The following is a 22,622-nucleotide window of genomic DNA, read 5'->3' as shown; positions in this document are numbered from 1 at the left end:
GTAAAATTATTGCATGTAAGAAAATAATTAAAATATCATTCATTGCTGTAATTTATTTTTTATTTTTAATAATACTAACAAAGATGGGATAGTTATAATAGTAGTAAATAAAAAGAAATTTTGCCAGCCAAAATTTACTACTATATAACCTGAAATTATTGGAAAAATTGATCTTGAGATTCCCATCATTGATGAAAAGAATGAATATTGCGTAGCACGAAACTTGCCTTGACATAATGATGAAATAAAAGCGATATAAGCTGTCATCGTCATACCACCCGTAATACTTTCCGCTCCTATTGTAATAAATAATAGTGTAGAATTTTTTCCGTATATTTTAAGAATAATAAATAATATATGAGCTAAAGCATGAATAATACCAAATAGTAGTATGCTATCTAATATATTCTTTTTCTTCATGATAAAACCGCCGAGCAATCCTCCAACAATAGCCCCCATAACTCCCCAAAACTTCCCGACACTCGCTATTTCAAAAGCATCATAATTTAAATGAAGTAAAAACGGGTTGATCATGACGTGAATAAAATTGTCGGGTAATCTATATAATACTAGGAAGACTAATATGAGGATAATAAAAGAGATAGAGCCTATCGGTTTCAGAATATTCCTTATATAAGCAAAAATGCCATCACTATTATTTGTGGTTTGTTCTATATATTTATTTTGATTAAATCTGCAATATTTTACACCAACTATAAGTAAAATAAGATAAATAAATATTAAAATTGCAAAAATTTTGTATATTTCGTTGAACGTTAAATATATAGATAAATATATAGCTCCTGAGTTTGCAAGAAGCATACCGAATCGGTAACCAAATATATATATTCCTGAAGCAAAACCAAGAGATTCCTTATTAACTATTTCTGTTCTAAAAGCACTTAATATAGTATCTTGCATAGAGCTGAAAAATGAAATAATCAATGAGATAGAGGCAAATAATAATAAATTATCAGAAGGATTTAAAAAGCTTAAAATATATACAAAAAATACTAGTGCTATGGAAGTTAAGCAAATCCAAGATAATCTATGACCAAAAATTTTGTCTAAATATTTAATCTTTAAACTATCGAAAATTGGTGCAAATAAAAAATTGATAGAGTAGGGCAAAGTTATAAGTGATAATAAGCCTATCGTTTGCAAAGATATATTTTCTTTAGCAAGCCAATAATTTAATGTATTACCGGTAATCATTAAGTTAAAGCCGCCAATAAGTCCAAATAACCAAATAATAGATAAACTACGTGACATATTGTTTTTAATTGTTATAAATAACGCCTAGAATTATAAATAATAAATGAAAATAGCTAAATAATCTAATATAATTATTGCGGGTTTTATTATTAGTTGATAAATTCTTTTAAACTAATTAGTTATAAATTTAAATGTTTAAAAAAAGGTCTAAAAAAAATATTTTTGTTACCATTAAAATTCCTCTGTTACTTCTTCTAATTTTAATAATGTTTATAGTTATTATAGGATTTTTTACGAGTAATTATAAAATGCATTCAGAAAATTATTGTATTAGGGATATCTCTACCTATAGCTATCAAAAGTTTTATAGTATTATGCGTGAAGATCTATTCAGCTTTAATTCAGCACTTGAGAAGCTAGAAGATAAGCCGTTAAGCGTTAAAGATAAGGTAAAATTAGAAAAAATTTGTACTTTTAAAATAGAAGACGGAAAGGTACGTTTAGAAGTCGCAAAAGGTTATGATTGTTTGCTGCAGCTATATTCGGGTGAGGATGCTACTTTAGTAGAGAAATATAAAGCAATTAAGAATGGTAGTTATGGTCTTGATACTTTATATACTAAAAATGCTGCGATTAATTTAGCAAAATTAATAATTTCAGGTTATGAAAAAGAAGTAAAAGAACATTTGAATATAAAAAATGATTCTGACTTAATAAAATATTTTAGCGGTTATACAAAAGATGAAATTCCTGCTCTAAAAAGTCTAATTTCTCTTAATATAGCTGAGCTTACAGCAAGATGTTTGTATAGGCTTAGCATGATTCACCTACTTGGTAGACCTTCACTTAATGAGCAGGATATAGAGTTTGATTATAAGCTTGCCATAGAGGAAATACAAAATGTAATTAAGTTAACTGGTATTAAACAAGATAATATATTGGATATAGCGTTAATTATTAATGATAAGTTTGCTCAGCATGCTGCGACGGTTATTGCTTCAAGTTTAATAAATAGTGATCTAGATAGTTTTTATAAATTTCATATTGTGATGAATCCAAACGATTCGCTTACAGAAGAATCAATGGAAAAATTAGCTTCCATGAAACATATAAGGGACTATTCTATAGATTTTGTTCCTTTTCCTGAAAATGTATTAGATTTGAATTTAGCTAATAAAAAAATAGAATTTTCGGATATGTGGCCTCCTTTAGTAATGTATAGGTTATATTTTGATCAAGTCTTTCCAAATTTAGAGTCTATATTATATCTCGATGCCGATATTATTGTGTTGCGTGATTTAAATTCTTTCAAAAAGTTAGATATGTCAAACTATATAGTTGCTGGTAGTATGGATACGGCTCTTACTTATTGTAATTTAAAAGTAGAAGAAGAATGTAATAGGAAAATAAATAATTTTTATAAAAATAGTGGTATAGTATTTTTAAATCTACAAAATATGCGTGAAAAGCAAGCAAAGAATATGGTTTTAGATGCGATGCATAATTCAAAATGTAGTTTTGCTTTCCCTGATCAAGATTTATTGAATATTGCTTTTCATAATTATATATATCCATTATCTATGAGATGGAATTTTTATACCTACTTTATAGATAGAGATACTTATTTTTCATATTTTATTATGCATTATGCTGGTAAAAAGAAACCATGGAATAATGATCAAACAAAATGGACGAAAGATATTTTAGAAAAGTATCAAGAAATTAAAAAATATTATTGGCGATATAGAGAGTTTACTCCTTGGGGCAATAAAGATTTTAATTGACTTTAATGAGTAAGAGATTTAAAAGTTTAGATTCTATGAATATTTAAAAAAATTCACAGAATTTAATTTAATTTTTATGTAAGGTTACAATATAAATGTTGCCGCCCAAAACCTTTTTTGAGAAAGTTAAGGAAATAATTTGGCCAATAGAAAGAAAGGAATTAAAGCTTTTCATACCTATGGCATTAATGATGCTATGTATTCTTTTCAATTTCGGAGCATTGCGTTCTATAAAGGATAGCTTAGTAGTACCCTCTATGGGAGCAGAGATTATTAGCTTTTTAAAATTATGGCTAGTATTACCCTCATGCGTGATCTTTACAATACTTTACGTTAAGCTCAGTAATAAATTCAATTTTGAATATGTTTTTTACATTATAGTTGGTAGCTTTTTATTATTCTTCTTATTTTTTGCTTATATTATTTATCCAAATCAAGAAGCTTATCATCCTAATGATGAAATAATAAGTAGCTTGATAACATCTTATCCTAACTTCAAATGGTTTATTAAAATAGCCAGTAAATGGAGTTATGGGCTTATGTATATCTTTGCAGAGTTATGGAGTGCTGTAGTTATAAACTTAATGTTTTGGCAGTTTGCTAACCATATTTTTGATACTAATAAAGCAAAAAGATTTTATCCAGTCCTGGGGATGGTTGGTAATATGGGACTAATACTTGCAGGTAGCGTTTTGGTATTTTTCTCAGGTAACAAAATAATCAATCCTGAATTATTACCAAATTCTTTTGATGCTTCAATTAATTTGACCTCTCAAACAACTGAGATGTTACAACCTATTATGTCAATAATTGTTGCAGCGGGTATTATTTCTATGCTGCTATTTAGAATAATAAATAAATTTATTTTGACTGATTCTATAAATGTTTTAGATTCAAAGAAAGTTAAGGCTAAAACAAAAACTAAACTTTCAGTTTTGGAAAGTATTAAGCTAGTAATTAATTCAAAATATATAGGTCGTATTGCCTTATTAATAATCTGTTATGGATTGTTGATTAATATCGTAGAAGGACCTTGGAAAGCAAAAGTAAAAGAACTATATCCAAGTACTATAGATTATGTTCATTTTATGGGCAGATTTAATATTTTGATGGGTATATCATGCGTCACTTTTATGATAATAGGCAGCAACATCCTTAGAAGACTAGGTTGGTTTGTTTCTGCATTATTAACACCTATTATGTTATCTATAACCGGTTTAATGTTTTTTATTTTCATAATCTTTATCGAAGAAATAGGTTCATGTTTTGGTAATTTTAACCTTTTATATGCAGCAATAATTGTTGGAGCAATTCAAAATATCCTGAGTAAATCATCTAAATACTCACTCTTTGATTCAACAAAAGAAATGGCGTATATACCTTTATCGCTTGAACTTAGAACTAAGGGTAAAGCTGCCGTGGAGGTAATAGGTACAAAATTTGGTAAATCACTCGGTGCATTTATTCAGTCTTTAATATTTATAATCATTCCAACGGCTACTTTTGACTCTATAATAATATATCTATTAGTAATTTTTATAGTTATGATTAGCTTATGGATTTGGGATATTGTAAAGTTGAATAAAGAATATACTGAGTTGTGTAAGTGATGCATCACGTCATTGCGAGGAGGCATTGCCTGCGTGGATCATTTTCCCCTGTTATCCCGTGATTTATGAACTAGAGCCAGTTAAAAATACTAATAAAATTAGTATTTTTTATTATTTTCTGGATCTAGTTCCCAAGCCACGGTATGACAATTATGACATTAAATCAAAATCATATGAAAAAAATTTTAAAAATAATATTTTTTGTATCTATTCTTGCTGTATTAACTTATAGCGTGCTATGGTTTGCTGTTTTATTTTCCTTATCAAATTCTATAAATCAAAAATATTCTGATACTTACCTTAATATCGATGATTCTCAGCAATATTTTGTTAAATTTTCTAAAGCTAAGCCTTATGGTTTTCCTTTTAAATTTGGTGTCTCAATTATTAATTGGCAAGAAGAAAGCGTTAATAGAAAAGTCGAATTTAATTCGCCTATAAATATTGGTTATGATTTATTAAAGCAGCAAATATTTATAGATTTTTCAGGAGGGGCGGTTGGCAGATTTAAACCAAATGAGAGAGGCTTTGGAGTAAAATTTTATAACGATAATTGCATATTATCAGCAAAAATGCCTTTAAGTTTTAGATTATTTAAAATTATAAAAGAGAAAAAGGATTTTTTTGAAATAGTAAATTTTATAGAAAATGTTAAATTTACTTCAAATAAAGCAGAAATTTTTGATTTAGTAGATAATAAAAAGCTATATGAAGAGGGTCATACTCTATTTACTTTAACATTTGATAAGAGTAAGTATTATACAAGTAAACAAAATTTTCTTGATAATATACCACAAAAATTAGAGATTAATTATGATACAGAAATAATACAAAGTGATCTTGAAGATAGAATAATTCCGGCAGGGCTGTTATTATATAGATTAGCATGGCATAATAACTTTAAATTTTCAGCTAATTTTATAGTAACTGCGGGTAGCCCAAATTTTAAAGACTTTGCTAAAGACCTAACAATTAAAATTACTAATGCACAAATAAATAGTAATAGTTTTGAAAATAACATTAATTTACTATATAAAGGTAAATTAGATGGTTTAGGTAATAATAACGTTAATCTTTTAATAGATTCAAAATTTAAGCTAAAGCAAGACTCTATAACAAATTTTTTAAGTTTTATAAGAAAATATTATGACAGGCAAAACTATCTGCTGACAATTTCAGATAATGAGTCATATAAAAATTTAAACTCTAAACTAAGCTATGTTTTAGATAATAATCAGCAGTTTGATTTTAGTATTTTGGAAAACAGAGAATATGATTTTAAATTAAATGCTAGTTTATTTACTGAGTTAAATAAGTTAACTAGAGCTCAAATAAATACTCTAAGTTTGTATTCAAATAGAACAGGGTTTAATATAACAAACGAAACATTAGTAAGTATATTTAAAGATTCTTATAGTAAGGGTGATATTATAACCAATAATTATCCTAAAATAATGGAAGTGCTAAGCTCTTATATATATAAAAATCTTTCGGAAGAAAGTAAAGAAATCTATAAAAATGCTTTTATATCTTTTTTTAAAACTATTTCCGATCACCCAAATTCTTCTAACTTAATTGATGTTAGTTTTGAATATAATTTTGATTTATCAGATTTAAATAAAACTAAAATAGGTACTATAGATGATATAAATAAAATTCTACCTTTATATTATTTGTCTTTATATCAAGCAGCAGTAAAGGAAGTTAAAGCAGATGATAATTTAAAAGAAAAAATCATGGAGCTAATCCCGGATTTTAAAGAACATCAAAAAATACTAGAAAAATGTATGCTACCAGGCTTTCAAGATATTAATGAAACTATGTGGCAAGAGATTACAAAATAATGGATATTATAGTAAAAATACAGCAAGATTTAAAAGATGAAGTAACACAGTTAAATAACTTGATTATTAGCTGTTTAAAAAGTGATGAAGAGTTAATAGAGAAAGTCGGTAAATATTTACTGGAAGCAGGTGGCAAACGAATTCGTCCTCTATTAACTATTATAACTGCTAAAATGTTTGATTATAATGGTGATAGTCATATAAAGCTTGCTAGTGCTGTGGAATTTATTCATACAGCAACACTACTTCATGACGATGTAGTAGATGACAGTTCGCTTCGAAGATTTAAGCCAACTGCTAATGTTATTTGGGGAAGTAAAACAAGTATTTTAGTCGGTGATTTTCTTTTTAGTCAATCATTTAAATTAATGGTAGCTTCTGGCTCTATTAAAGCCATGAATGTTTTAGCAAAAGCTTCAGCAATAATTTCAGAAGGTGAGGTAGTGCAGCTAGTTAAGCTAAACGAGCGTCGTCTTATAAATATAGAAGAATATCAGCAAATAGTTAAGTCTAAAACTGCTGAATTATTTGGTGCTTCTTGCTCTGTTGGAGTTATTATAGCAAATCAGAGTGATGATATTTCTAAAGATATGGAAGAGTTTGGAAGATTACTTGGCACTATATTTCAGGTTATAGATGATCTGCTTGATTATCTCGGTAATGATAAGCAGGTAGGAAAAAATATCGGTGATGATTTTTTAGAGGGGAAAGTTACACTGCCGCTAATCTTCTTATATGACAAATTAGAGAAAGATGACAAAGCTTGCCTTAAAAATATGATAAAGTCAGATAATCGTACTAAGGAAGAATTTGTAAAAGTATGTGATTTGATGGTAAAGCATAAAATTAGTAAGGATATTATAAATCATCTGAATAGCTTGGAAAACGAAGCTATTAGCGTACTTAACAAAATCCCCGTTCAAAATATTTATAAAGAATATTTATTTTCTATTATTAGGTTCATTTTAGACAGATCTTATTAGCCATTGTCATCCCGTAGCTTGGGCACTAGATCCAGTTAAAAATACGTTAATATTTTTATTATTTTTTGAATGCTATGGTCAAGCCACGGCATGACTACCTTAGGGCGTTTTTCGATCCACATAACCAGTTAATGTATTTAGATTTAGTCGCTTGGATCATAATCACCTGCTAATTCAAGTCCATAATCTTTAAGTTTAAGTTGATCTATTAAACCTGAGGGTAAAGCATTAAGATTGTAAAGTTCAGGATTTTTAATAATTTTAAATATTAATAAATTTTTCAAAGTATTATTGTTCAAAGTATAGCATAAGTCATTAAGGTACTGACAGAGCGAGAGTATCATGTTATAGTAAGCAAATATTAACAAGCATGTAAAGAGATATGGCACGAGCATATGCAATAGAACTAAGACTAAGAGTTATAAAAGCTGTAGAAGCAGGGATACGAATAAGTAAGGTAAGTAAATTATTTAATGTAAGTCGTGATACTATATATAAATGGAAAAAATTAAAAGATAAGCAAGGTACTTTAGAAGCAGCAACTGGTTATCAGAAAGGACATAGTCATAAGATAAAAGATTCAGAATCTTTTAAAGAATTTTTTAAAGCTAATATGAATAAAACATCAAAGGAGTTAGCAAAGCAATGGGGTAATATTGCATCTGTAACTATTTTAAGACAAATCAGAAAACTTGGCTATAGCTATAAAAAAACTCATTTTCATCCGAAAAGAGATATTAAATTAAGAAATGAATTTATAGCAAAGATACAAACCATCACAAAAGACAAATTAGTATATCTTGATGAATCTGGAATAGAGGATAATGCTTGCAAAGAGTATGGATGGAGCATTATAGGACAAAGGTGTTATGGAGAAAAGGTGTATCAACATAAATTTAGAATAAGTATGATAGCTGGTCTTTGTAATGGTAATCTTATTGCTCCTGTAATATTTGAAGGTAATTGTAATACAGAGGTCTTTAAAACTTATATTAGGGATGTATTAATTACAGAATTACAACCTGGGCAAACCGTTATTATGGATAACATTAATTTTCATAAAAATTCTAAAGTTAAAGAGTTCATTGAATCCGTTGGTTGTACCATATTGTATTTACCAACTTACTCTCCTGATTTAAATCCTATAGAGCATTACTGGTTTAAGATAAAAAATGAAATTAGGAAAGTTGTAGGAGATTTTGAAACATTTTATGATGCTGTTTTTAATACTATTAAATTGTCAGTATCTTAATGATTTATGCTATACTATATAGATTCAATTTATTATCAATTTTTTCTATAAATTCACTTTCTTCAGATGATTTCGCAGGCAACAGAAGATTTTTAAGGTAATATAGTGTATGTAAATGTCTAGGAAAGTGATTAGAATTTATAGGACTTATTGAAATTTGCCAATCAAATAATTCATTTATATCTTCGATAGTAATATCCAATGTAAAAAATATACGCTTAAGACTTTGGTTTTGCAAACTATATGCAAGTTCTAAGAAAGTTTTGAGTTTAGGCTCATTAGTAGGTACTAATTCCCTAAAGTTAGAAAAAAGTTTTAATGGGTCTGAAGATCGAGGATTAAGAGCAGCACCGTATTATAACAGTAATTTAATTACTTTTTTTTTCCTTTACAAATAGCTAATTGAAGAGGAGTTTGATCAAGCAAATTTCTCATTTCTGTTGAAGCTCCTTTTTGTAATAAAAGTTTGAGTACATGAGATTCACCCGTTTTATTATGAGTATTTCCGACTATTACATGTATGTAAAGGGGTTGTTGCTAATTTATCAGGAGTATTACAGTTAGCTTCTCTTTTTATTAAAAATTCAGCTACATCATAGTCATGATGTTTAATAGCTATAAGTAAAATAGTATTATCATTATCTTTATCTAGCACATTAATATTAATTCCTTGCTTTAGAGCTTTATTTATAAGAAGTTTTATATCGCTTTCGAGTATATTAGGACGGTAAAATATGCTAAATATCTCCTGCAAAGAAATAAACTCTATAGGAAATATTGGAGGACCATAGCAAGATATATTACCTTTTAATAGCCCATCAATTATTTTAGAAGTAAAACCGCTTTTTCCAAATAAAATTTGCCAAAACATATAATTTTTCAAAAATTAATTACTAACACTAAGTTAATATATTAAACAATTTAAAATTGCAAGATGATATTAATAATGTTGGTATACTAGTATAAACGATTCTATTCAACACTGTACACTTTTACTTTTAATAACAAATATTAGTGGTAATTTTTTGAATTTGAATATAAGATGAAAATAAAAAAGGTGTTAATATGGAATATGCATTATTAATTTTTAGTATTATAGCTATTTTGGTTATAATCCAAATGGTTAAAGTTGTGCCTCAGCAACAAGCTTGGGTAGTAGAAAAATTAGGGAAGTTTGATAAGGTGCTGCAACCTGGATTAAATCTATTAATTCCAATAATTCAAAGAGTAGCTTATAAACATACTTTGAAAGAAGAAGCGATAGATGTTACTGCACAAACTGCTATTTCAAACGATAACGTAACATTATCTATTGATGGTGTTTTATATGTAAAAATCATTGATCCAATGGCAGCTTCTTACGGTGTTAATAATCCTTATTACGCTATAACTCAGCTTGCACAAACTACTATGCGTTCGGAAATTGGTAAATTACCGTTAGATAGAACTTTTGAAGAACGTGAAACTTTAAACGTTGCTATTGTTGCAGCCATTAACCAAGCAGCGATAAATTGGGGCATACAATGTATGCGTTATGAGATCAAAGATATCCAGCCACCGCAATCTATCCTTAAAGCTATGGAGTTGCAAGTAGCGGCAGAGCGTCAAAAACGTGCACAAATCCTAGAATCTGAGGGTAATAGACAAGCAAAAATTAACCATGCGGAAGGAGAAAAAGCACAAATAGTTCTAAATTCAGAAGCTTCCTATACTGATCAAGTTAATAGAGCAAAAGGTGAATCGGAGGCGATTGGTTTAGTTGCAACAGCAACAGCTAAAAGTATTGAGACTATAGCATCAGCAATGCAAAAAACTGGTGGTAGTGAGGCGGTATCTCTTAAAATAGCCGAGCAGTATATTAACGCATTCGGTAATTTAGCTAAAGATACTAACACAGTAATTTTACCTGCAAATCTTTCAGAGCCAAGTAGTTTTATCACTCAAACTCTAGGTATATTTAACCAATTAAAAACTTCTTCAGAAAAGAAAGAAAGTAAATAAAATTTGTGAAGATTTATTGTTGTAATAATGATTAGTTTTATATATCATAATCAGGTTGTTAACTAAAAAGGTGAGAATATGCTAAAAAATGAGAATGTTTGTGAAAATATGAAAGTATTTGTTGGCACAACTGCCCCAGATTTTACAGCTACAGCAATTATGCCTAATAATTATGTAGAAGGTGAATTTACTCTTAGCCGTTATGCTAAAGGACATAAAATTATATTGTTCTTTTACCCGTTGGATTTTACTTTTGTATGTCCATCGGAAATTATAGCATTTCATAATAAACTTGGTGAGTTTACTGAAAGAAATACTAAAGTAGTGTCAGTTAGTGTTGATTCACATTTTAGCCATTTAGCTTGGAAAAATACTCCTCATAGCAAAGGTGGACTTGGACAGGTTCAATTCCCAATGGTTTCTGATCTTAAAAAAGAAATTTCTTCAATGTATAACGTGCTTAATGATGGTGGTATTTCATTACGTGGTACTTTTTTAATAGATGAAGATTTTGTAGTGCGTCATATGTTAGTTAATGATCTGCCTATAGGTCGTGATATTAATTATACATTGAAAGTAATAGATGCATTAGCTCATAATCAAAAACATGGTGAAGTTTGTCCAGCAGGTTGGCATAAAGGTGAAGAAGCTATTACTCCATCGCATGAGGGTATAGCACATTACTTAAGCTCACATGCTGAGAAATTATAGTGTAGGTGTCATCCCCGCGTAGGCGGGGATCCCCAGCATAAAGCGAGATAAATCAAGCTTTTATTCCTAAGATTTTACTGTATTATACCTTTTATTACTGGATTCCCGCCTACGCGGGAATGACATCAATGTCATGCAACAACGTCCATAGGCGGGGATGATATAGAAATCATGGGAATGACATAACCACGGGATAACAATAATCCACAACACCAAACAAACTTTACCTAATGCTAAAAGAACTATTTTCTGCTCCTACTTCTAAAATATCTTATGATCTTGAAACAATTAATATTTTACGGCTTATTAGAAGTGAAAATGTAGGACCTAAAACTTTCTACAGCTTAATAAAGTTATTTGGTGATGCAGCAACTAGCATAGAAAATATTGGGGATTTTTCACTAATAGGTGGAAAATCAAAGCCGATTAAGATTTTTAGTAAAAGTGATGCTGAGAAAGAATTAGAACTGCTTAAAAAAAATAATGCTAAACTTATCACATATAAATCTCTAGAATACTCACGATTATTATTTGAAATTTATGATCCCCGCCAGTATTAAGCTATAAAGGTAATATAGATTTACTAAATCATCATAAATGTATTGCGATAGTTGGAGCTAGAAACGCCTCAGCAAATGGGAGAAGCTTTGCTCATAAAATTGCTGCCGAGTTAGCAGAAGAGGGTTATGTAACTGTTTCAGGCTTAGCAAGAGGGATAGATAGTAGTGTGCATCAAGCAGCAACTTCTAAAACTATTGGAGTTATTGCTGGCGGTATTGATCATATATATCCACCAGAAAACAAAAAATTATTTGAAAATTTAGCAGAAGAGGGGTTGATAATAGCTGAATTACCAGTAGGATCTACGCCACTTGGTAAGCATTTCCCGCAACGTAATAGAATAATATCTGGTCTTGCTCTTGCTACAGTAGTAATAGAAGCCAGCCTAAAATCTGGCTCTTTAATTACTGCAAGATTTGCTCTTGAACAAAACAGAGAAATTTTTGCCGTGCCAGGTTTTCCTTTAGATCCAAGATGTCAAGGTACAAATAGACTTATTAGACAAGGGGCACATTTAGTAGAATCAGTTAATGATATTGTAGCTAATTTGCCGCAATATGAAGAATTTATGAAGAAAGATGAAAGCTTATTTAAAGATTTTGCTGAGTTAGATGCTAATTTTAAACCACTAAATACAATGCAGATAAAAGAACCATCAGAAAAAGAGCGTGCTGCTGTTGTAGAATTATTATCTGCAGTACCTACAGATTTTGATTATTTACAAAAAATGACAGAATTACCGCTGCCTATTATATATACAATAATATTAGAATTAGAGCTTGCTGGTAAAGCAATGCGATACCCCAGCAATAAAATATCATTAATTTATAACGTTGATAAGTAAAAATAGTTGTTTTTATAATAAAATTATACAAATTAGATAAGTATATAATAAATAGTAATAATTGATGAAATTAGTAATAGTAGAATCGCCAGCAAAGGCAAAAACAATAAATAAATATTTAGGTGATGAATTTAAAGTTATTGCCTCATTTGGTCATATTAGAGATCTTCCATCTAAAAAAGGTTCTGTAATACCTGATGAAAATTTTTCAATGAAATATGATATTTCAGAGAAAGCAGGTAAATATGTGGATGCAATAATTAAAGATGCAAAAAAAGCTGAATCAGTATATCTTGCAACCGATCCAGATCGTGAGGGTGAATCCATCTCATGGCATATTGCAGAAGTAATTAAAGAAAAAAATAAAGTCAAATCCGATGATTTTTTTAAGCGAGTAGCGTTTAATGAGATCACCAAAAAAGCAATTACTCATGCTATAGAAAATCCTAGAAAACTTGATAATAATTTAGTAAATGCTCAACAAGCACGAAGAGCTTTAGACTATTTAGTCGGTTTTACACTGTCACCTCTCTTATGGCGTAAGCTTCCTGGGTGTAAATCAGCGGGGCGTGTGCAGTCTGTGGCACTTCGTTTAATATGTGAGCGTGAAGATGAGATAGAACGATTTAAGTCGGAAGAATATTGGGATATTAGCCTTAAAATGTTAAATAGTAATAATGAGTTATTTACCGCTAAATTAACCCATATAAATGACCAAAAGCTAGAAAAGTTTTCGATTATTAATGATAAAAAAGCAAAAGATTTAACTGAAAAGCTTAAATCTCAAAATTTTCATGTTGATAAGATAGAAAAGAAGCAACAAAAACGTCAGCCGCAACCGCCTTTCATTACTTCATCCCTGCAACAAGAAGCTGCACGAAAATTAGGTTTTAGTGCTAAAAAGACCATGCAAATAGCCCAAAAGCTATATGAGGGTGTAGATATAGGTAAGGAAACTATTGGGCTTATTACTTATATGAGAACTGATGGCGTTACCTTATCAAACGATGAGGTAGATGAAATACGTAAATTAATAAATAAGGATTACGGCGATAAGTATCTACCAACTAGTCCTCGTATTTATAAATCGAAAGTAAAAAACGCTCAAGAAGCTCACGAAGCTATAAGACCGACAAATATTAACTATACCCCTAATGATTTAAAGGAAAAGTTAGAGAAAGATTATTATAAGCTTTATGAATTAATTTGGAAAAGGACTATAGCCTGTCAAATGGAAAATGTCATAATGGATTTAGTAAATGCAACTTTAGCTTCAGAAAATAAAGAATATTTGGCAAGAGCGAACGGATCAACCATAGCATTTGATGGGTTTTATAAAGTCTATCGTGAAAGTATAGACGATGAGGCTGAAGAAGAAAATAAGATGCTACCGCCTTTAAAAGAACAAGAGCATTTAAAAACTAAAGAGATCATTCCAAATCAACATTTCACCGAACCACCGCCAAGATATTCGGAAGCTAGCTTAGTAAAGAAACTTGAAGAGCTTGGAATTGGTCGTCCATCAACTTATGCTACTATTTTATCAGTTTTACAAGATCGTAAATATGTGACGTTAGAGAAAAAACGTTTTATGCCTGAAGAACTAGGGCGTTTAGTAACAGTATTTTTAGTTGGTTTCTTCAAAAAATACGTTGAATATGATTTTACAGCAGGACTTGAAAATGAACTAGATGAAATAGCTGCTGGCAGACTTGAATGGAAATCCGCTTTAGGTAATTTCTGGAACGGCTTTAACCATAATATAGAATCTGTAAGTAAACAAAATATTACGGAAATTATTAGCTATGTGCAGCAAGCTCTTGATTATCATATATTTGGAGAAAATAAAGACTCTAAAGTTTGCCCATCATGCAAAACTGGTGAACTAAGCTTAAAACTTGGTAAATTTGGAGCATTTTTGGCATGTAGTAATTATCCTGAATGTAATTTTAGAAAATCTATTGTTAGTGGTAATGATAATAATGAAGCTGATGGGAAGGCTAAAGATATTGTTAATGAAAACAAAGTTTTAGGCAAGGATAAAGAGGGAATAGAGATATATTTGAAAAAAGGACCTTATGGACCTTATATTCAATATGGTGAGCAAGTTGATAGCAAAATAAAGCCAAAACGTTCGCCTTTACCTTCTGGTTTAAATCAAAATGATATCACTCTTGATATGGCATTAAAGCTTTTGAGTTTACCGCTTAAAATAGGTATGCATAAAGATAGCGGTGAAGAAATTCTAGTCGGATATGGTAAGTTTGGTCCATATATAAAATATATGGGTAAATTTATTTCGATACCTAAAAAATATGATTTCTTAAATTTAAGCTTAGATGATGCAATGAAGTTAATTGAAGAAAAACTAAGTGCAATTGCTGCTAAACAACCAAATCCTCTAAATATGGATGAGGTAACTAATCTTGTCGATAAAAAGATAAAAGTTAAAAGGACAAAAAAATAAGTAAAAATGACAAAAGTTATAACACGATTTGCTCCATCACCGACAGGTATGTTACATGTCGGTAATATAAGAGCAGCACTACTTAATTGGCTATATGCGAAGAAGTATGATGGGCAGTTTATTTTAAGATTTGACGATACGGATTTAGAGCGTAGCAAACAAGAATATAAAGATGCTATTGAAAAAGATCTGAAGTTTTTAAACCTTAATTGGAATCAAACATTTAATCAATTAAGTCGTTTAAATAGATATGACGAAATCAAAAGGTTATTATTAGGCAAAAAAAGATTATATGCCTGCTATGAAACACCGGAAGAACTTGAATTAAAGCGCAAATTTCAGCTTTCTAAAGGGTTGCCTCCTATTTATGATCCAGCAGCCCTAAATCTAACAGAAGATCAGATACAAAAATATATAGAACAAGGACGAAAGCCACATTATAGATTTTTGGTAAATCATAAGCCTATTACTTGGCATGATATGATCAAAGGCGAAGTTAAGTATGAGGGCAAAGCTTTGAGTGACCCGATAGTAATAAGGGCAGATGGAAGTATGACTTATATGTTATGCTCGGTTATTGACGATGTTGATTATGAGATCACTCACATTATTAGAGGTGAAGATCATGTTAGTAATACTGCTATTCAAATTCAGATGTTTGAAGCTTTAGATAAATCTCCACCAACTTTTGGACATCTAAGCTTAATCATTAATAAGGATGAAAAAATTTCAAAAAGACTAGGGGGGTTTGAGATTGCAACCTTAAGGGAAGAAGTGGGATTAGAAGCCATGGCAATTGCGAGCTTCTTTAGTTTGCTTGGATCAGCAGTACAAATTAACCCATATAAAAAGATGGATGAGTTAGTAAAACATTTTGAGATAAGTAGTTTTTCTAAAAGCCCAACTATTTACCAGCCGGAAGATCTAGAAAGATTAAATCACAAATTACTAATAAGTCTAGATTTTAATGAGGTAAAAGATCGCCTTAAAGAAATAGATGCTGAATATATTGATGAAAATTTTTGGCTTTCAGTAAGACCTAATTTAAAAAAATTATTTGATGCAAAAGATTGGTGGGAGATTTGTCATAAAACTCCAAACATAAAAGATTTGAATTTAGATAAAGAATATCTAAAACAAGCAGCAGAGTTATTACCTGAAGAAGAAATTACCGCCGAGACGTGGGGGATATGGACTAAAAAACTCGCAGCAATAACAAATCGAAAAGGAAAAGAGTTGTTTTTACCATTGCGTCTTGCTTTAACCGGTAAGGAATCAGGACCGGAAATATCAAAGGTGCTACCTTTGATAGAAAGGGAAGAGATAGTCAAGAGGTTGACTTAAAATAACGTCATTGCGAGAAGCAAAGCGACGAAGCAATCTTAAGGATATTGTTCTTAAGGATTATTGTATTGTTTCATGAGATTGCCTCCGTCCTCTGCTATGCATATCCTCACAATGACGTGTCTACTACAAAACCTATTGCAAGAATAATACATTTATGGTAAAAACGATGCCATAAAAATAAAGTAATATATTATGAAAATATTGATTTTAGGTGCAACCGGCATGCTTGGTAATAGTATGTTTAGATTTTTGAGTACTGACAAAAATCTTGATGTTTACGCAACAAGCCGGAGCAGCTCAGCTCGTTCTTATTTTTCTAAAGATTTAGCAGATAAAATAGTTTCAAATGTAGAAGTTGAAAATCACGATTCGTTAGTTGAAGTATTAAATAAAGTAAAGCCTAATGTAGTAATAAATTGTATAGGACTGGTAAAGCAGCTCGCTGATGCAAATGATCCTTTAAAAGCGTTACCGATTAATAGCTTACTGCCACATAGGCTTGCTGGTTTATGTGAACTTGTTGTTAGCAGGTTAATCCATATTAGTACTGATTGTGTATTTTCAGGAAAAAAAGGCAATTACAAGGAAAGTGATTTTCCGGATTGTTATGATTTATATGGTCGTTCTAAATTTCTTGGTGAGGTGAATTATCCACATGCTATTACGCTTCGTACTTCGATTATAGGTCATGAACTTTCAGGAAATAGAAGCTTAACTAACTGGTTTTTAAGTTCAAAAGGGTCAGTAAAAGGTTTTGAAAAAGCTATATATTCAGGTTTTCCGACTGTAGAGCTTGCAAGAATAATAAAGGATTTTGTGCTACCTAATAAAGAACTGCATGGTCTTTATCATGTTGCATCAAAGCCGATTAATAAACTGGAGTTGCTGAAATTAGTAGCTGAAATTTACGGTAAGAAAATAGAAATTATACCGTCTGATGAGCTTGTTATAGATCGCTCGCTAGATGCTACTCGTTTTAATGAGGTTACGGGTTATAGCCCACCTGATTGGAGGGAGTTAGTGAAGCGTATGTGTGAGTTTAAGTAACGTCATTGCGAGGAGAGATTCATCTGCTCTTGTTATTCCGTGGACAAGCCAGCATTGTTGCATGGCTCCTATGTCATTCCCGCATAGGCGGGAATCAAGTAATTAAAATCTTGATTTCTCTTGCTTTATGCTGGATTCCCGCCTATGCAGGAATGACACCGAAGGTTTTTTCGAGCCATACAACAACGCCGGACAAGCCACGGGATGAAATACTATCTTAATAACAATAGATATGGAATAAATAATGTTTGTAGATAAAACTTTGTTGATTACCGGAGGTACTGGTTCATTTGGTAATGCAGTACTTTCTCGTTTTCTTAAAAATGATATTATTAAAGATATCAAAGAAATCAGAATTTTTAGTAGAGATGAAAAAAAGCAAGAAGATATGCGTATTGCTTTGAATAATTCAAAAATTAAATTCTATATCGGGGATGTGCGTAATTATCACAGCATTGATGACGCAATGAAAGGTGTAGATTACGTATTCCATGCTGCTGCTTTAAAGCAAGTTCCAACCTGTGAATTTTATCCGATGGAAGCAATAAATACCAATATTTTAGGTGCTGAAAATGTTTTAAGGGCAGCAACAATTAATAAAGTTGCAAAAGTTATAGTACTTAGTACTGATAAAGCTGTGTATCCAATTAATGCGATGGGGTTATCTAAAGCATTAATGGAAAAGTTAGCAATAGCAAAAGCACGTATGAACGTAAAAGATAAAACAGTATTTTGTGTTACTAGATACGGCAATGTTATGGCATCCAGAGGGTCAGTAATTCCTTTATTTATCAATCAAATTAAGCAAAATAAGGATTTAACTATTACAGAACCTTCAATGACGCGTTTTTTAATGTCGTTAGTTGATTCTGTAGATTTAGTTTTATATGCATTTGAACATGGTCACCAAGGTGATATTTTCGTACAAAAATCTCCAGCTAGTACTATTGAAGTATTAGCTAAAGCATTACAAGGGATATTTAACAGTAAAAATAAAATACGTTTTATCGGCACACGTCATGGTGAAAAACATTATGAATCATTGGTATCATCGGAAGAAATGGCGAAAGCTGAAGATTTAGGCAATTATTACCGCATTTCTATGGATGGTCGTGATCTTAATTATGCGAAATACTTTGTTGAGGGTGAAAAGAAAGTAGCACTTCTAGAGGATTATACCTCACATAATACAAAGCGTTTAAATCTAGAAAAAGTTAAAGAGTTGTTACTAAATCTTGATTATGTACAAGAGGAGCTAAAAAATGCTTAAGGTAATGACTATTGTCGGTACTCGCCCAGAGCTTATTAAGCTGTGTTGTGTGATCTCTGAGTTTGATAAATATACCAAACATATTCTAGTTCATACCGGTCAAAATTATGCATACGAATTAAATCAGGTTTTTTTTGATGATATGGGAATCAGAAAACCGGATTATTTTTTAGAAGTTGCAGCAGATAATACAGCTAAATCTATTGGGCTTGTTATTGAAAAAGTAGATGAAGTTCTTGAGAAAGAAAAGCCTGATGCAGTGTTATTTTATGGTGATACTAATTCATGCCTTTCTGCAATTGCTGCTAAACGCCGTAAGATTCCAATTTTTCATATGGAAGCAGGAAATCGTTGTTTTGATCAAAGAGTGCCAGAAGAAATAAACCGTAAAATCATTGACCATATTAGCGACGTTAATATTACATTAACCGAGCATGCTAGGCGTTATTTAATCGCTGAAGGATTACCGGCTGAACTTACTTTTAAGTTAGGTTCCCATATGCCGGAAGTACTTGACCGCTTCATGCCTAAAATATTAAAGTCAGATATTCTAGATAAATTATCACTCACACCAAAACAATATTTCTTAATTAGCTCACATCGTGAAGAAAATGTAGACGTCAAAAATAATCTAAAAGAATTATTAAATAGTTTACAAATGCTTATTAAAGAGTATAATTTTCCGATAATCTTTTCTACGCATCCGAGAACTAAAAAAAGACTTGAGGATTTAGAAAGTTTTAAAGAGCTTGGAGACAAAATAAGATTTTTACCGGCTTTTAGTTTTAGTGATTATGTAAAATTACAAATGAATGCTTTTTGTATTTTATCAGATAGTGGTACTATCACTGAAGAAGCATCAATACTTAATTTGCCTGCTTTAAATATTAGAAATGCTCACGAGCGTCCTGAAGGTATGGATGCCGGGACGCTAATTATGTCTGGTTTTAAAGCTGATCGAGTATTACAAGCAGTAAAGACTATTACTAGAGAACACGACAACAACAAGCGTATGCAAGCAATAGTTCCTGATTATAATGAAGCAGGGCTTGTATCGAAAAAAATATTGCGTATAGTTTTAAGCTATGTGGATTATATTAACCGCACAGTTTGGTTTAAATGATCGAGAAATATATAACATAATCATAAAGAAAAAATTAAAACATGATTAGTCTTCCATTATTATTTAGCATTTTTTTAGGATATAGCTTCTTTTTTAGAAGATTATTTAAGGTAGAGTTTTCACATGCCTTAATATAACAATGCCAAGTGGTATATTAGATGTTCATGTTGATGGAAATTATCATGATGCGACAGGTCTTAGTCGTCGTATGAATGTTATTTTATATTTAAATCCTAATTGGCAAAAAGGGTGGAGCGGAGAGTTTGGAATATACAATGAAAATGGTGATAAGTATCTAAAAAGAGTAGAGCCACTTTTTAATGTTAGCAACGGAAGTAAAATGATACAGGGCGACGGATAAAAATTGATACAGTATTAATAGTGTATCCTCCTGATAAGGAGGTAAAAAAGAATGTTAATACTGGAACAAATAATGGAAATAAAGATTTTACATAAGCAAGGTAAAAGCCTAAGAACTATAGCAGGAGAAGTAGGTATATCAGTAAATACGGTACGTAAGTATTTAAAATATGAAGACGCTCCTAAATACAAGAACAGACCACAGTTAACAACTAAGATTGGTCCATATAAGAACTACCTAGAGGATAGAATAAAATCAGCTTACCCTGTAGTTTTGCCTGGTACTGTAATGTTTCAAGAGATAAAGGAGCTGGGGGATATAAAGGCGGAATAACCCAGCTTAGAGATTACTTAAGGAGTATAAAACCGGTACCCCAAGCAGAAGAGGTAATAAGGTTTGAGACAGCTCCCGGTAAACAGATGCAAGTTGACTGGATTGAATTTGGCAAGGCTAAAAATTCTTTATCAGCTTTTGTAGCGACTTTAGGATTTAGTCGGTCAAGCTATGTAGAATTTGTCAGCAATGAGAAGCTTGCAACATTAATAGAATGCCATAAACGAGCATTTGATTATTTTGGAGGAGTACCCGAAGAAGTACTGTATGATAATATGAAGACAGTAATACTAAATAGGGATACTTATGGGGCTGGGCTACATCGGTTTAATAAAGGGATGCTGGATTTTGCCGGACATTACGGTTTTCGGTTAAAAGTATGTAGACCTTATCGAGCAAAAACCAAGGGTAAGGTTGAGAGGTTTAACAGGTATATAAGATATAGCTTTTATAATCCTTTAGTTACTAAACTAAAAACTTCGGGTTTGGTACTGGATGTAGATACTGCAAATACGGAGGTACTAAAATGGTTGCGTGATACTGCCAATCTGCGTATACATGGGACCACTGGAGAAAGAAGTCCCTGCAGAAAGATTAAAGCTTGAGAGGGATAATTTGCAGCCGCTACCGCCATGTTATAATGGTAGTCAGCCTGCTATAGCAGAGATTAAGGAAGACAAGCTGGAGAGATTCTCTACAGTTTCCTTGCAGCATTCCCTATCAATATACCAAAGAATACTGGAGGCATTATGAACCTGCAGTACCAACGTATTGAAGAACTATGCCGTTGCTTGGGTCTTATTCAGACAGCTGAAAGTTATCTTGATATTGCACAATCCTCTAGCAAAGAAGAATCAAGTTATACGGATTTTCTTGAATCAATATTAAAGACTGAATTGTTAGTACGGCAGAATAGGAGTAAATCAATACTTACTAGAATGGCAGGTTTTCCTGCTATAAAAACACTAGATGATTTCGATTATGATTTTGCTACAGGAGTAAAGCGTCAGGTCTTGGAAGGGCTAAAATCTCTGTCTTTTGTAGAAAAACAGGAAAATGTTATTCTTCTCGGCCCCTCGGGGGTAGGTAAAACCCATATAGCCATAGGCCTTGGTTATGCAGCCACACAAAGCGGGATCAAGACTAAATTTATAACAGCTGCAGATTTAATGCTTGTGCTTGATGCCGGATTAAATCAAGGAAACCTAAATTCCATATTTAAAAGAGTAATAATGCCATATAAGTTACTTATAATAGACGAATTTGGATATCTTCCTTTAAAGCAGGAGCAAGCCAGTCTGTTGTTTCAGGTTATAGCAAAGCGTTATGAAAAGGGTAGCGTAATACTTACAAGCAACCTACCTTTTGGGCAATGGCATACCAGTTTGGCTCAGGATAGTGCACTTACGGCTGCTATCCTTGATCGTCTGCTTCATCACTCCACCATACTCAATATTAAAGGTGACAGTTTTAGGCTCAAGGATAAAAAGAAAGCGGGCTTTCTACCAACGGAAATAATTAAAAAACAGGAGGGAATTATGATATGATTTGAATATAAGTTAATTTTTTATGGTACTGTAGCAATTTTCAACCGGCAATACGAAAAAATCTGTATCACTTTTCGTCCGTTGTTGACATTAATCGTTTAGTTGCCTTTGACACTCATGACAAAAGTTATTACGGTCTTCCTGATCCGTTAAATTTTCCTGAAGGTGAATATCGTAAATCTATAATACTATATTATTATACTAAAGCTCCACGTGATGAAGCTAATAATATTATAAAAGAGCCACATAGAATTTTATGGAAAAAGCATGATTTTACTGATAAAGATAAAAACTTTATAAGAAAATATTATTAATCTGAAAT

The 22,622-nt window shown here is 31.2% G+C and carries 19 protein-coding genes and 1 pseudogene; 17 read left to right on the top strand and 3 right to left on the bottom strand.

What is annotated here, in order from left to right; translation table 11 throughout:
- Positions 1-39 precede the first annotated feature (39 nt).
- Positions 40-1,272, bottom strand: coding sequence for an AmpG family muropeptide MFS transporter (locus tag AAGD55_RS07945; protein ID WP_341791075.1), 1,233 nt, complete (start codon positions 1,270-1,272; stop codon positions 40-42).
- 134 nt (positions 1,273-1,406) lie between these two features.
- Here AAGD55_RS07945 and AAGD55_RS07940 point away from each other — a divergent pair, with 134 nt between their 5' ends.
- The 4 genes from AAGD55_RS07940 to AAGD55_RS07925 all read left to right on the top strand — a co-directional run bounded on the left by AAGD55_RS07940 (position 1,407) and on the right by AAGD55_RS07925 (position 7,436).
- Positions 1,407-2,999: a glycosyltransferase family 8 protein gene (locus tag AAGD55_RS07940; protein ID WP_410526098.1), complete on the top strand. Its 1,593-nt coding sequence runs from the start codon at positions 1,407-1,409 to the stop codon at positions 2,997-2,999.
- A gap of 95 nt (positions 3,000-3,094) precedes the next feature.
- Positions 3,095-4,609, top strand: a complete 1,515-nt coding sequence (gene tlc3 / locus AAGD55_RS07935; RefSeq protein WP_341791073.1) for a nucleotide exchange transporter Tlc3 — start codon at positions 3,095-3,097, stop codon at positions 4,607-4,609.
- A gap of 173 nt (positions 4,610-4,782) precedes the next feature.
- Positions 4,783-6,453, top strand: a complete 1,671-nt coding sequence (locus tag AAGD55_RS07930; RefSeq protein ID WP_341792560.1) for a hypothetical protein — start codon at positions 4,783-4,785, stop codon at positions 6,451-6,453.
- The gene (locus AAGD55_RS07925; protein ID WP_341792559.1) at positions 6,453-7,436 is read left to right on the top strand and encodes a polyprenyl synthetase family protein; all 984 of its coding nucleotides are present in this window, start codon (positions 6,453-6,455) and stop codon (positions 7,434-7,436) included. Before AAGD55_RS07930 ends, AAGD55_RS07925 begins: the two co-directional genes overlap by 1 nt.
- A gap of 143 nt (positions 7,437-7,579) precedes the next feature.
- On the opposite strand, the gene AAGD55_RS07920 is transcribed toward AAGD55_RS07925, so the two are convergent.
- Positions 7,580-7,735 (bottom strand): hypothetical protein, encoded by a 156-nt coding sequence (locus AAGD55_RS07920; RefSeq protein ID WP_341791072.1) that lies wholly within the window; start codon positions 7,733-7,735, stop codon positions 7,580-7,582.
- An 83-nt stretch (positions 7,736-7,818) separates the two neighbouring features.
- Between AAGD55_RS07920 and AAGD55_RS07915 the strand changes: the two genes are divergently transcribed.
- On the top strand, positions 7,819-8,688 hold the full coding sequence (locus AAGD55_RS07915) for an IS630 family transposase (protein ID WP_341790833.1): 870 nt from the start codon (positions 7,819-7,821) through the stop codon (positions 8,686-8,688).
- A gap of 493 nt (positions 8,689-9,181) precedes the next feature.
- Here AAGD55_RS07915 and AAGD55_RS07910 read toward each other — a convergent pair whose 3' ends face one another.
- Positions 9,182-9,559, bottom strand: a complete 378-nt coding sequence (locus AAGD55_RS07910) for an ankyrin repeat domain-containing protein (protein WP_341791071.1) — start codon at positions 9,557-9,559, stop codon at positions 9,182-9,184.
- Positions 9,560-9,753: 194 nt separating this feature from the next.
- Here AAGD55_RS07910 and AAGD55_RS07905 point away from each other — a divergent pair, with 194 nt between their 5' ends.
- The 12 genes and pseudogenes from AAGD55_RS07905 (at position 9,754) to istB (ending at position 22,300) form a co-directional block, all read left to right on the top strand.
- Positions 9,754-10,689, top strand: a complete 936-nt coding sequence (locus AAGD55_RS07905; RefSeq protein ID WP_341791070.1) for a stomatin-like protein — start codon at positions 9,754-9,756, stop codon at positions 10,687-10,689.
- 108 nt (positions 10,690-10,797) lie between these two features.
- On the top strand, positions 10,798-11,400 hold the full coding sequence (locus AAGD55_RS07900) for a peroxiredoxin (RefSeq protein ID WP_341792558.1): 603 nt from the start codon (positions 10,798-10,800) through the stop codon (positions 11,398-11,400).
- A 230-nt stretch (positions 11,401-11,630) separates the two neighbouring features.
- Positions 11,631-11,960, top strand: coding sequence for a DNA processing protein DprA (locus AAGD55_RS07895; protein ID WP_341791069.1), 330 nt, complete (start codon positions 11,631-11,633; stop codon positions 11,958-11,960).
- Positions 11,961-11,974: 14 nt separating this feature from the next.
- Positions 11,975-12,805 carry a DNA-processing protein DprA gene (dprA, locus tag AAGD55_RS07890; protein WP_341792557.1) on the top strand — a complete coding sequence of 277 codons (831 nt, stop codon included), beginning with the start codon at positions 11,975-11,977 and terminating at the stop codon, positions 12,803-12,805.
- Positions 12,806-12,869: 64 nt separating this feature from the next.
- Positions 12,870-15,272: a type I DNA topoisomerase gene (gene topA / locus AAGD55_RS07885; protein ID WP_341792556.1), complete on the top strand. Its 2,403-nt coding sequence runs from the start codon at positions 12,870-12,872 to the stop codon at positions 15,270-15,272.
- Between the two features lie 6 nt (positions 15,273-15,278).
- Positions 15,279-16,616 carry a glutamate--tRNA ligase gene (gene gltX / locus AAGD55_RS07880; RefSeq protein WP_341791068.1) on the top strand — a complete coding sequence of 446 codons (1,338 nt, stop codon included), beginning with the start codon at positions 15,279-15,281 and terminating at the stop codon, positions 16,614-16,616.
- Positions 16,617-16,811: 195 nt separating this feature from the next.
- Positions 16,812-17,666, top strand: a complete 855-nt coding sequence (locus AAGD55_RS07875; RefSeq protein WP_341791067.1) for an SDR family oxidoreductase — start codon at positions 16,812-16,814, stop codon at positions 17,664-17,666.
- A gap of 244 nt (positions 17,667-17,910) precedes the next feature.
- The gene (locus tag AAGD55_RS07870; RefSeq protein ID WP_341791066.1) at positions 17,911-18,936 is read left to right on the top strand and encodes a polysaccharide biosynthesis protein; all 1,026 of its coding nucleotides are present in this window, start codon (positions 17,911-17,913) and stop codon (positions 18,934-18,936) included.
- Positions 18,929-20,059, top strand: a complete 1,131-nt coding sequence (wecB, locus tag AAGD55_RS07865; protein ID WP_341791065.1) for a non-hydrolyzing UDP-N-acetylglucosamine 2-epimerase — start codon at positions 18,929-18,931, stop codon at positions 20,057-20,059. Before AAGD55_RS07870 ends, wecB begins: the two co-directional genes overlap by 8 nt.
- Before the next feature lie 139 nt (positions 20,060-20,198).
- Positions 20,199-20,420 carry a 2OG-Fe(II) oxygenase gene (locus AAGD55_RS07860; protein ID WP_341791064.1) on the top strand — a complete coding sequence of 74 codons (222 nt, stop codon included), beginning with the start codon at positions 20,199-20,201 and terminating at the stop codon, positions 20,418-20,420.
- 72 nt (positions 20,421-20,492) lie between these two features.
- Positions 20,493-21,506 (top strand): annotated as a pseudogene (gene istA, locus AAGD55_RS07855) (IS21 family transposase).
- Entirely contained in the window at positions 21,503-22,300 is a 798-nt protein-coding gene (gene istB / locus AAGD55_RS07850; protein WP_341791063.1) for an IS21-like element helper ATPase IstB, read from the top strand. Before istA ends, istB begins: the two are co-directional and overlap by 4 nt.
- Positions 22,301-22,622: the final 322 nt, after the last annotated feature.

The organism is Rickettsia endosymbiont of Gonocerus acuteangulatus (assembly GCF_964026435.1).
Classification (GTDB): domain Bacteria; phylum Pseudomonadota; class Alphaproteobacteria; order Rickettsiales; family Rickettsiaceae; genus Rickettsia.
This window is presented reverse-complemented; position numbering and strand designations above follow the sequence as displayed.

What these genes read in the sequence shown, in the direction of transcription:
- AAGD55_RS07925 (WP_341792559.1), top strand. Translation starts at nt 6,453, where the DNA reads ATGGATATTATAGTAAAAATACAGCAAGATTTAAAAGATGAAGTAACA.
- AAGD55_RS07905 (WP_341791070.1), top strand. Translation starts at nt 9,754, where the DNA reads ATGGAATATGCATTATTAATTTTTAGTATTATAGCTATTTTGGTTATA.
- tlc3 (WP_341791073.1), top strand. Translation starts at nt 3,095, where the DNA reads ATGTTGCCGCCCAAAACCTTTTTTGAGAAAGTTAAGGAAATAATTTGG.
- AAGD55_RS07930 (WP_341792560.1), top strand. Translation starts at nt 4,783, where the DNA reads ATGAAAAAAATTTTAAAAATAATATTTTTTGTATCTATTCTTGCTGTA.
- istB (WP_341791063.1), top strand. Translation starts at nt 21,503, where the DNA reads ATGAACCTGCAGTACCAACGTATTGAAGAACTATGCCGTTGCTTGGGT.
- AAGD55_RS07900 (WP_341792558.1), top strand. Translation starts at nt 10,798, where the DNA reads ATGAAAGTATTTGTTGGCACAACTGCCCCAGATTTTACAGCTACAGCA.
- gltX (WP_341791068.1), top strand. Translation starts at nt 15,279, where the DNA reads ATGACAAAAGTTATAACACGATTTGCTCCATCACCGACAGGTATGTTA.
- AAGD55_RS07910 (WP_341791071.1), bottom strand. Translation starts at nt 9,559, where the DNA reads ATGTTTTGGCAAATTTTATTTGGAAAAAGCGGTTTTACTTCTAAAATA.
- topA (WP_341792556.1), top strand. Translation starts at nt 12,870, where the DNA reads ATGAAATTAGTAATAGTAGAATCGCCAGCAAAGGCAAAAACAATAAAT.
- AAGD55_RS07860 (WP_341791064.1), top strand. Translation starts at nt 20,199, where the DNA reads ATGCCAAGTGGTATATTAGATGTTCATGTTGATGGAAATTATCATGAT.
- AAGD55_RS07940 (WP_410526098.1), top strand. Translation starts at nt 1,407, where the DNA reads ATGTTTAAAAAAAGGTCTAAAAAAAATATTTTTGTTACCATTAAAATT.
- AAGD55_RS07870 (WP_341791066.1), top strand. Translation starts at nt 17,911, where the DNA reads ATGTTTGTAGATAAAACTTTGTTGATTACCGGAGGTACTGGTTCATTT.
- AAGD55_RS07945 (WP_341791075.1), bottom strand. Translation starts at nt 1,272, where the DNA reads ATGTCACGTAGTTTATCTATTATTTGGTTATTTGGACTTATTGGCGGC.
- AAGD55_RS07895 (WP_341791069.1), top strand. Translation starts at nt 11,631, where the DNA reads ATGCTAAAAGAACTATTTTCTGCTCCTACTTCTAAAATATCTTATGAT.
- AAGD55_RS07915 (WP_341790833.1), top strand. Translation starts at nt 7,819, where the DNA reads ATGGCACGAGCATATGCAATAGAACTAAGACTAAGAGTTATAAAAGCT.
- AAGD55_RS07875 (WP_341791067.1), top strand. Translation starts at nt 16,812, where the DNA reads ATGAAAATATTGATTTTAGGTGCAACCGGCATGCTTGGTAATAGTATG.
- wecB (WP_341791065.1), top strand. Translation starts at nt 18,929, where the DNA reads ATGCTTAAGGTAATGACTATTGTCGGTACTCGCCCAGAGCTTATTAAG.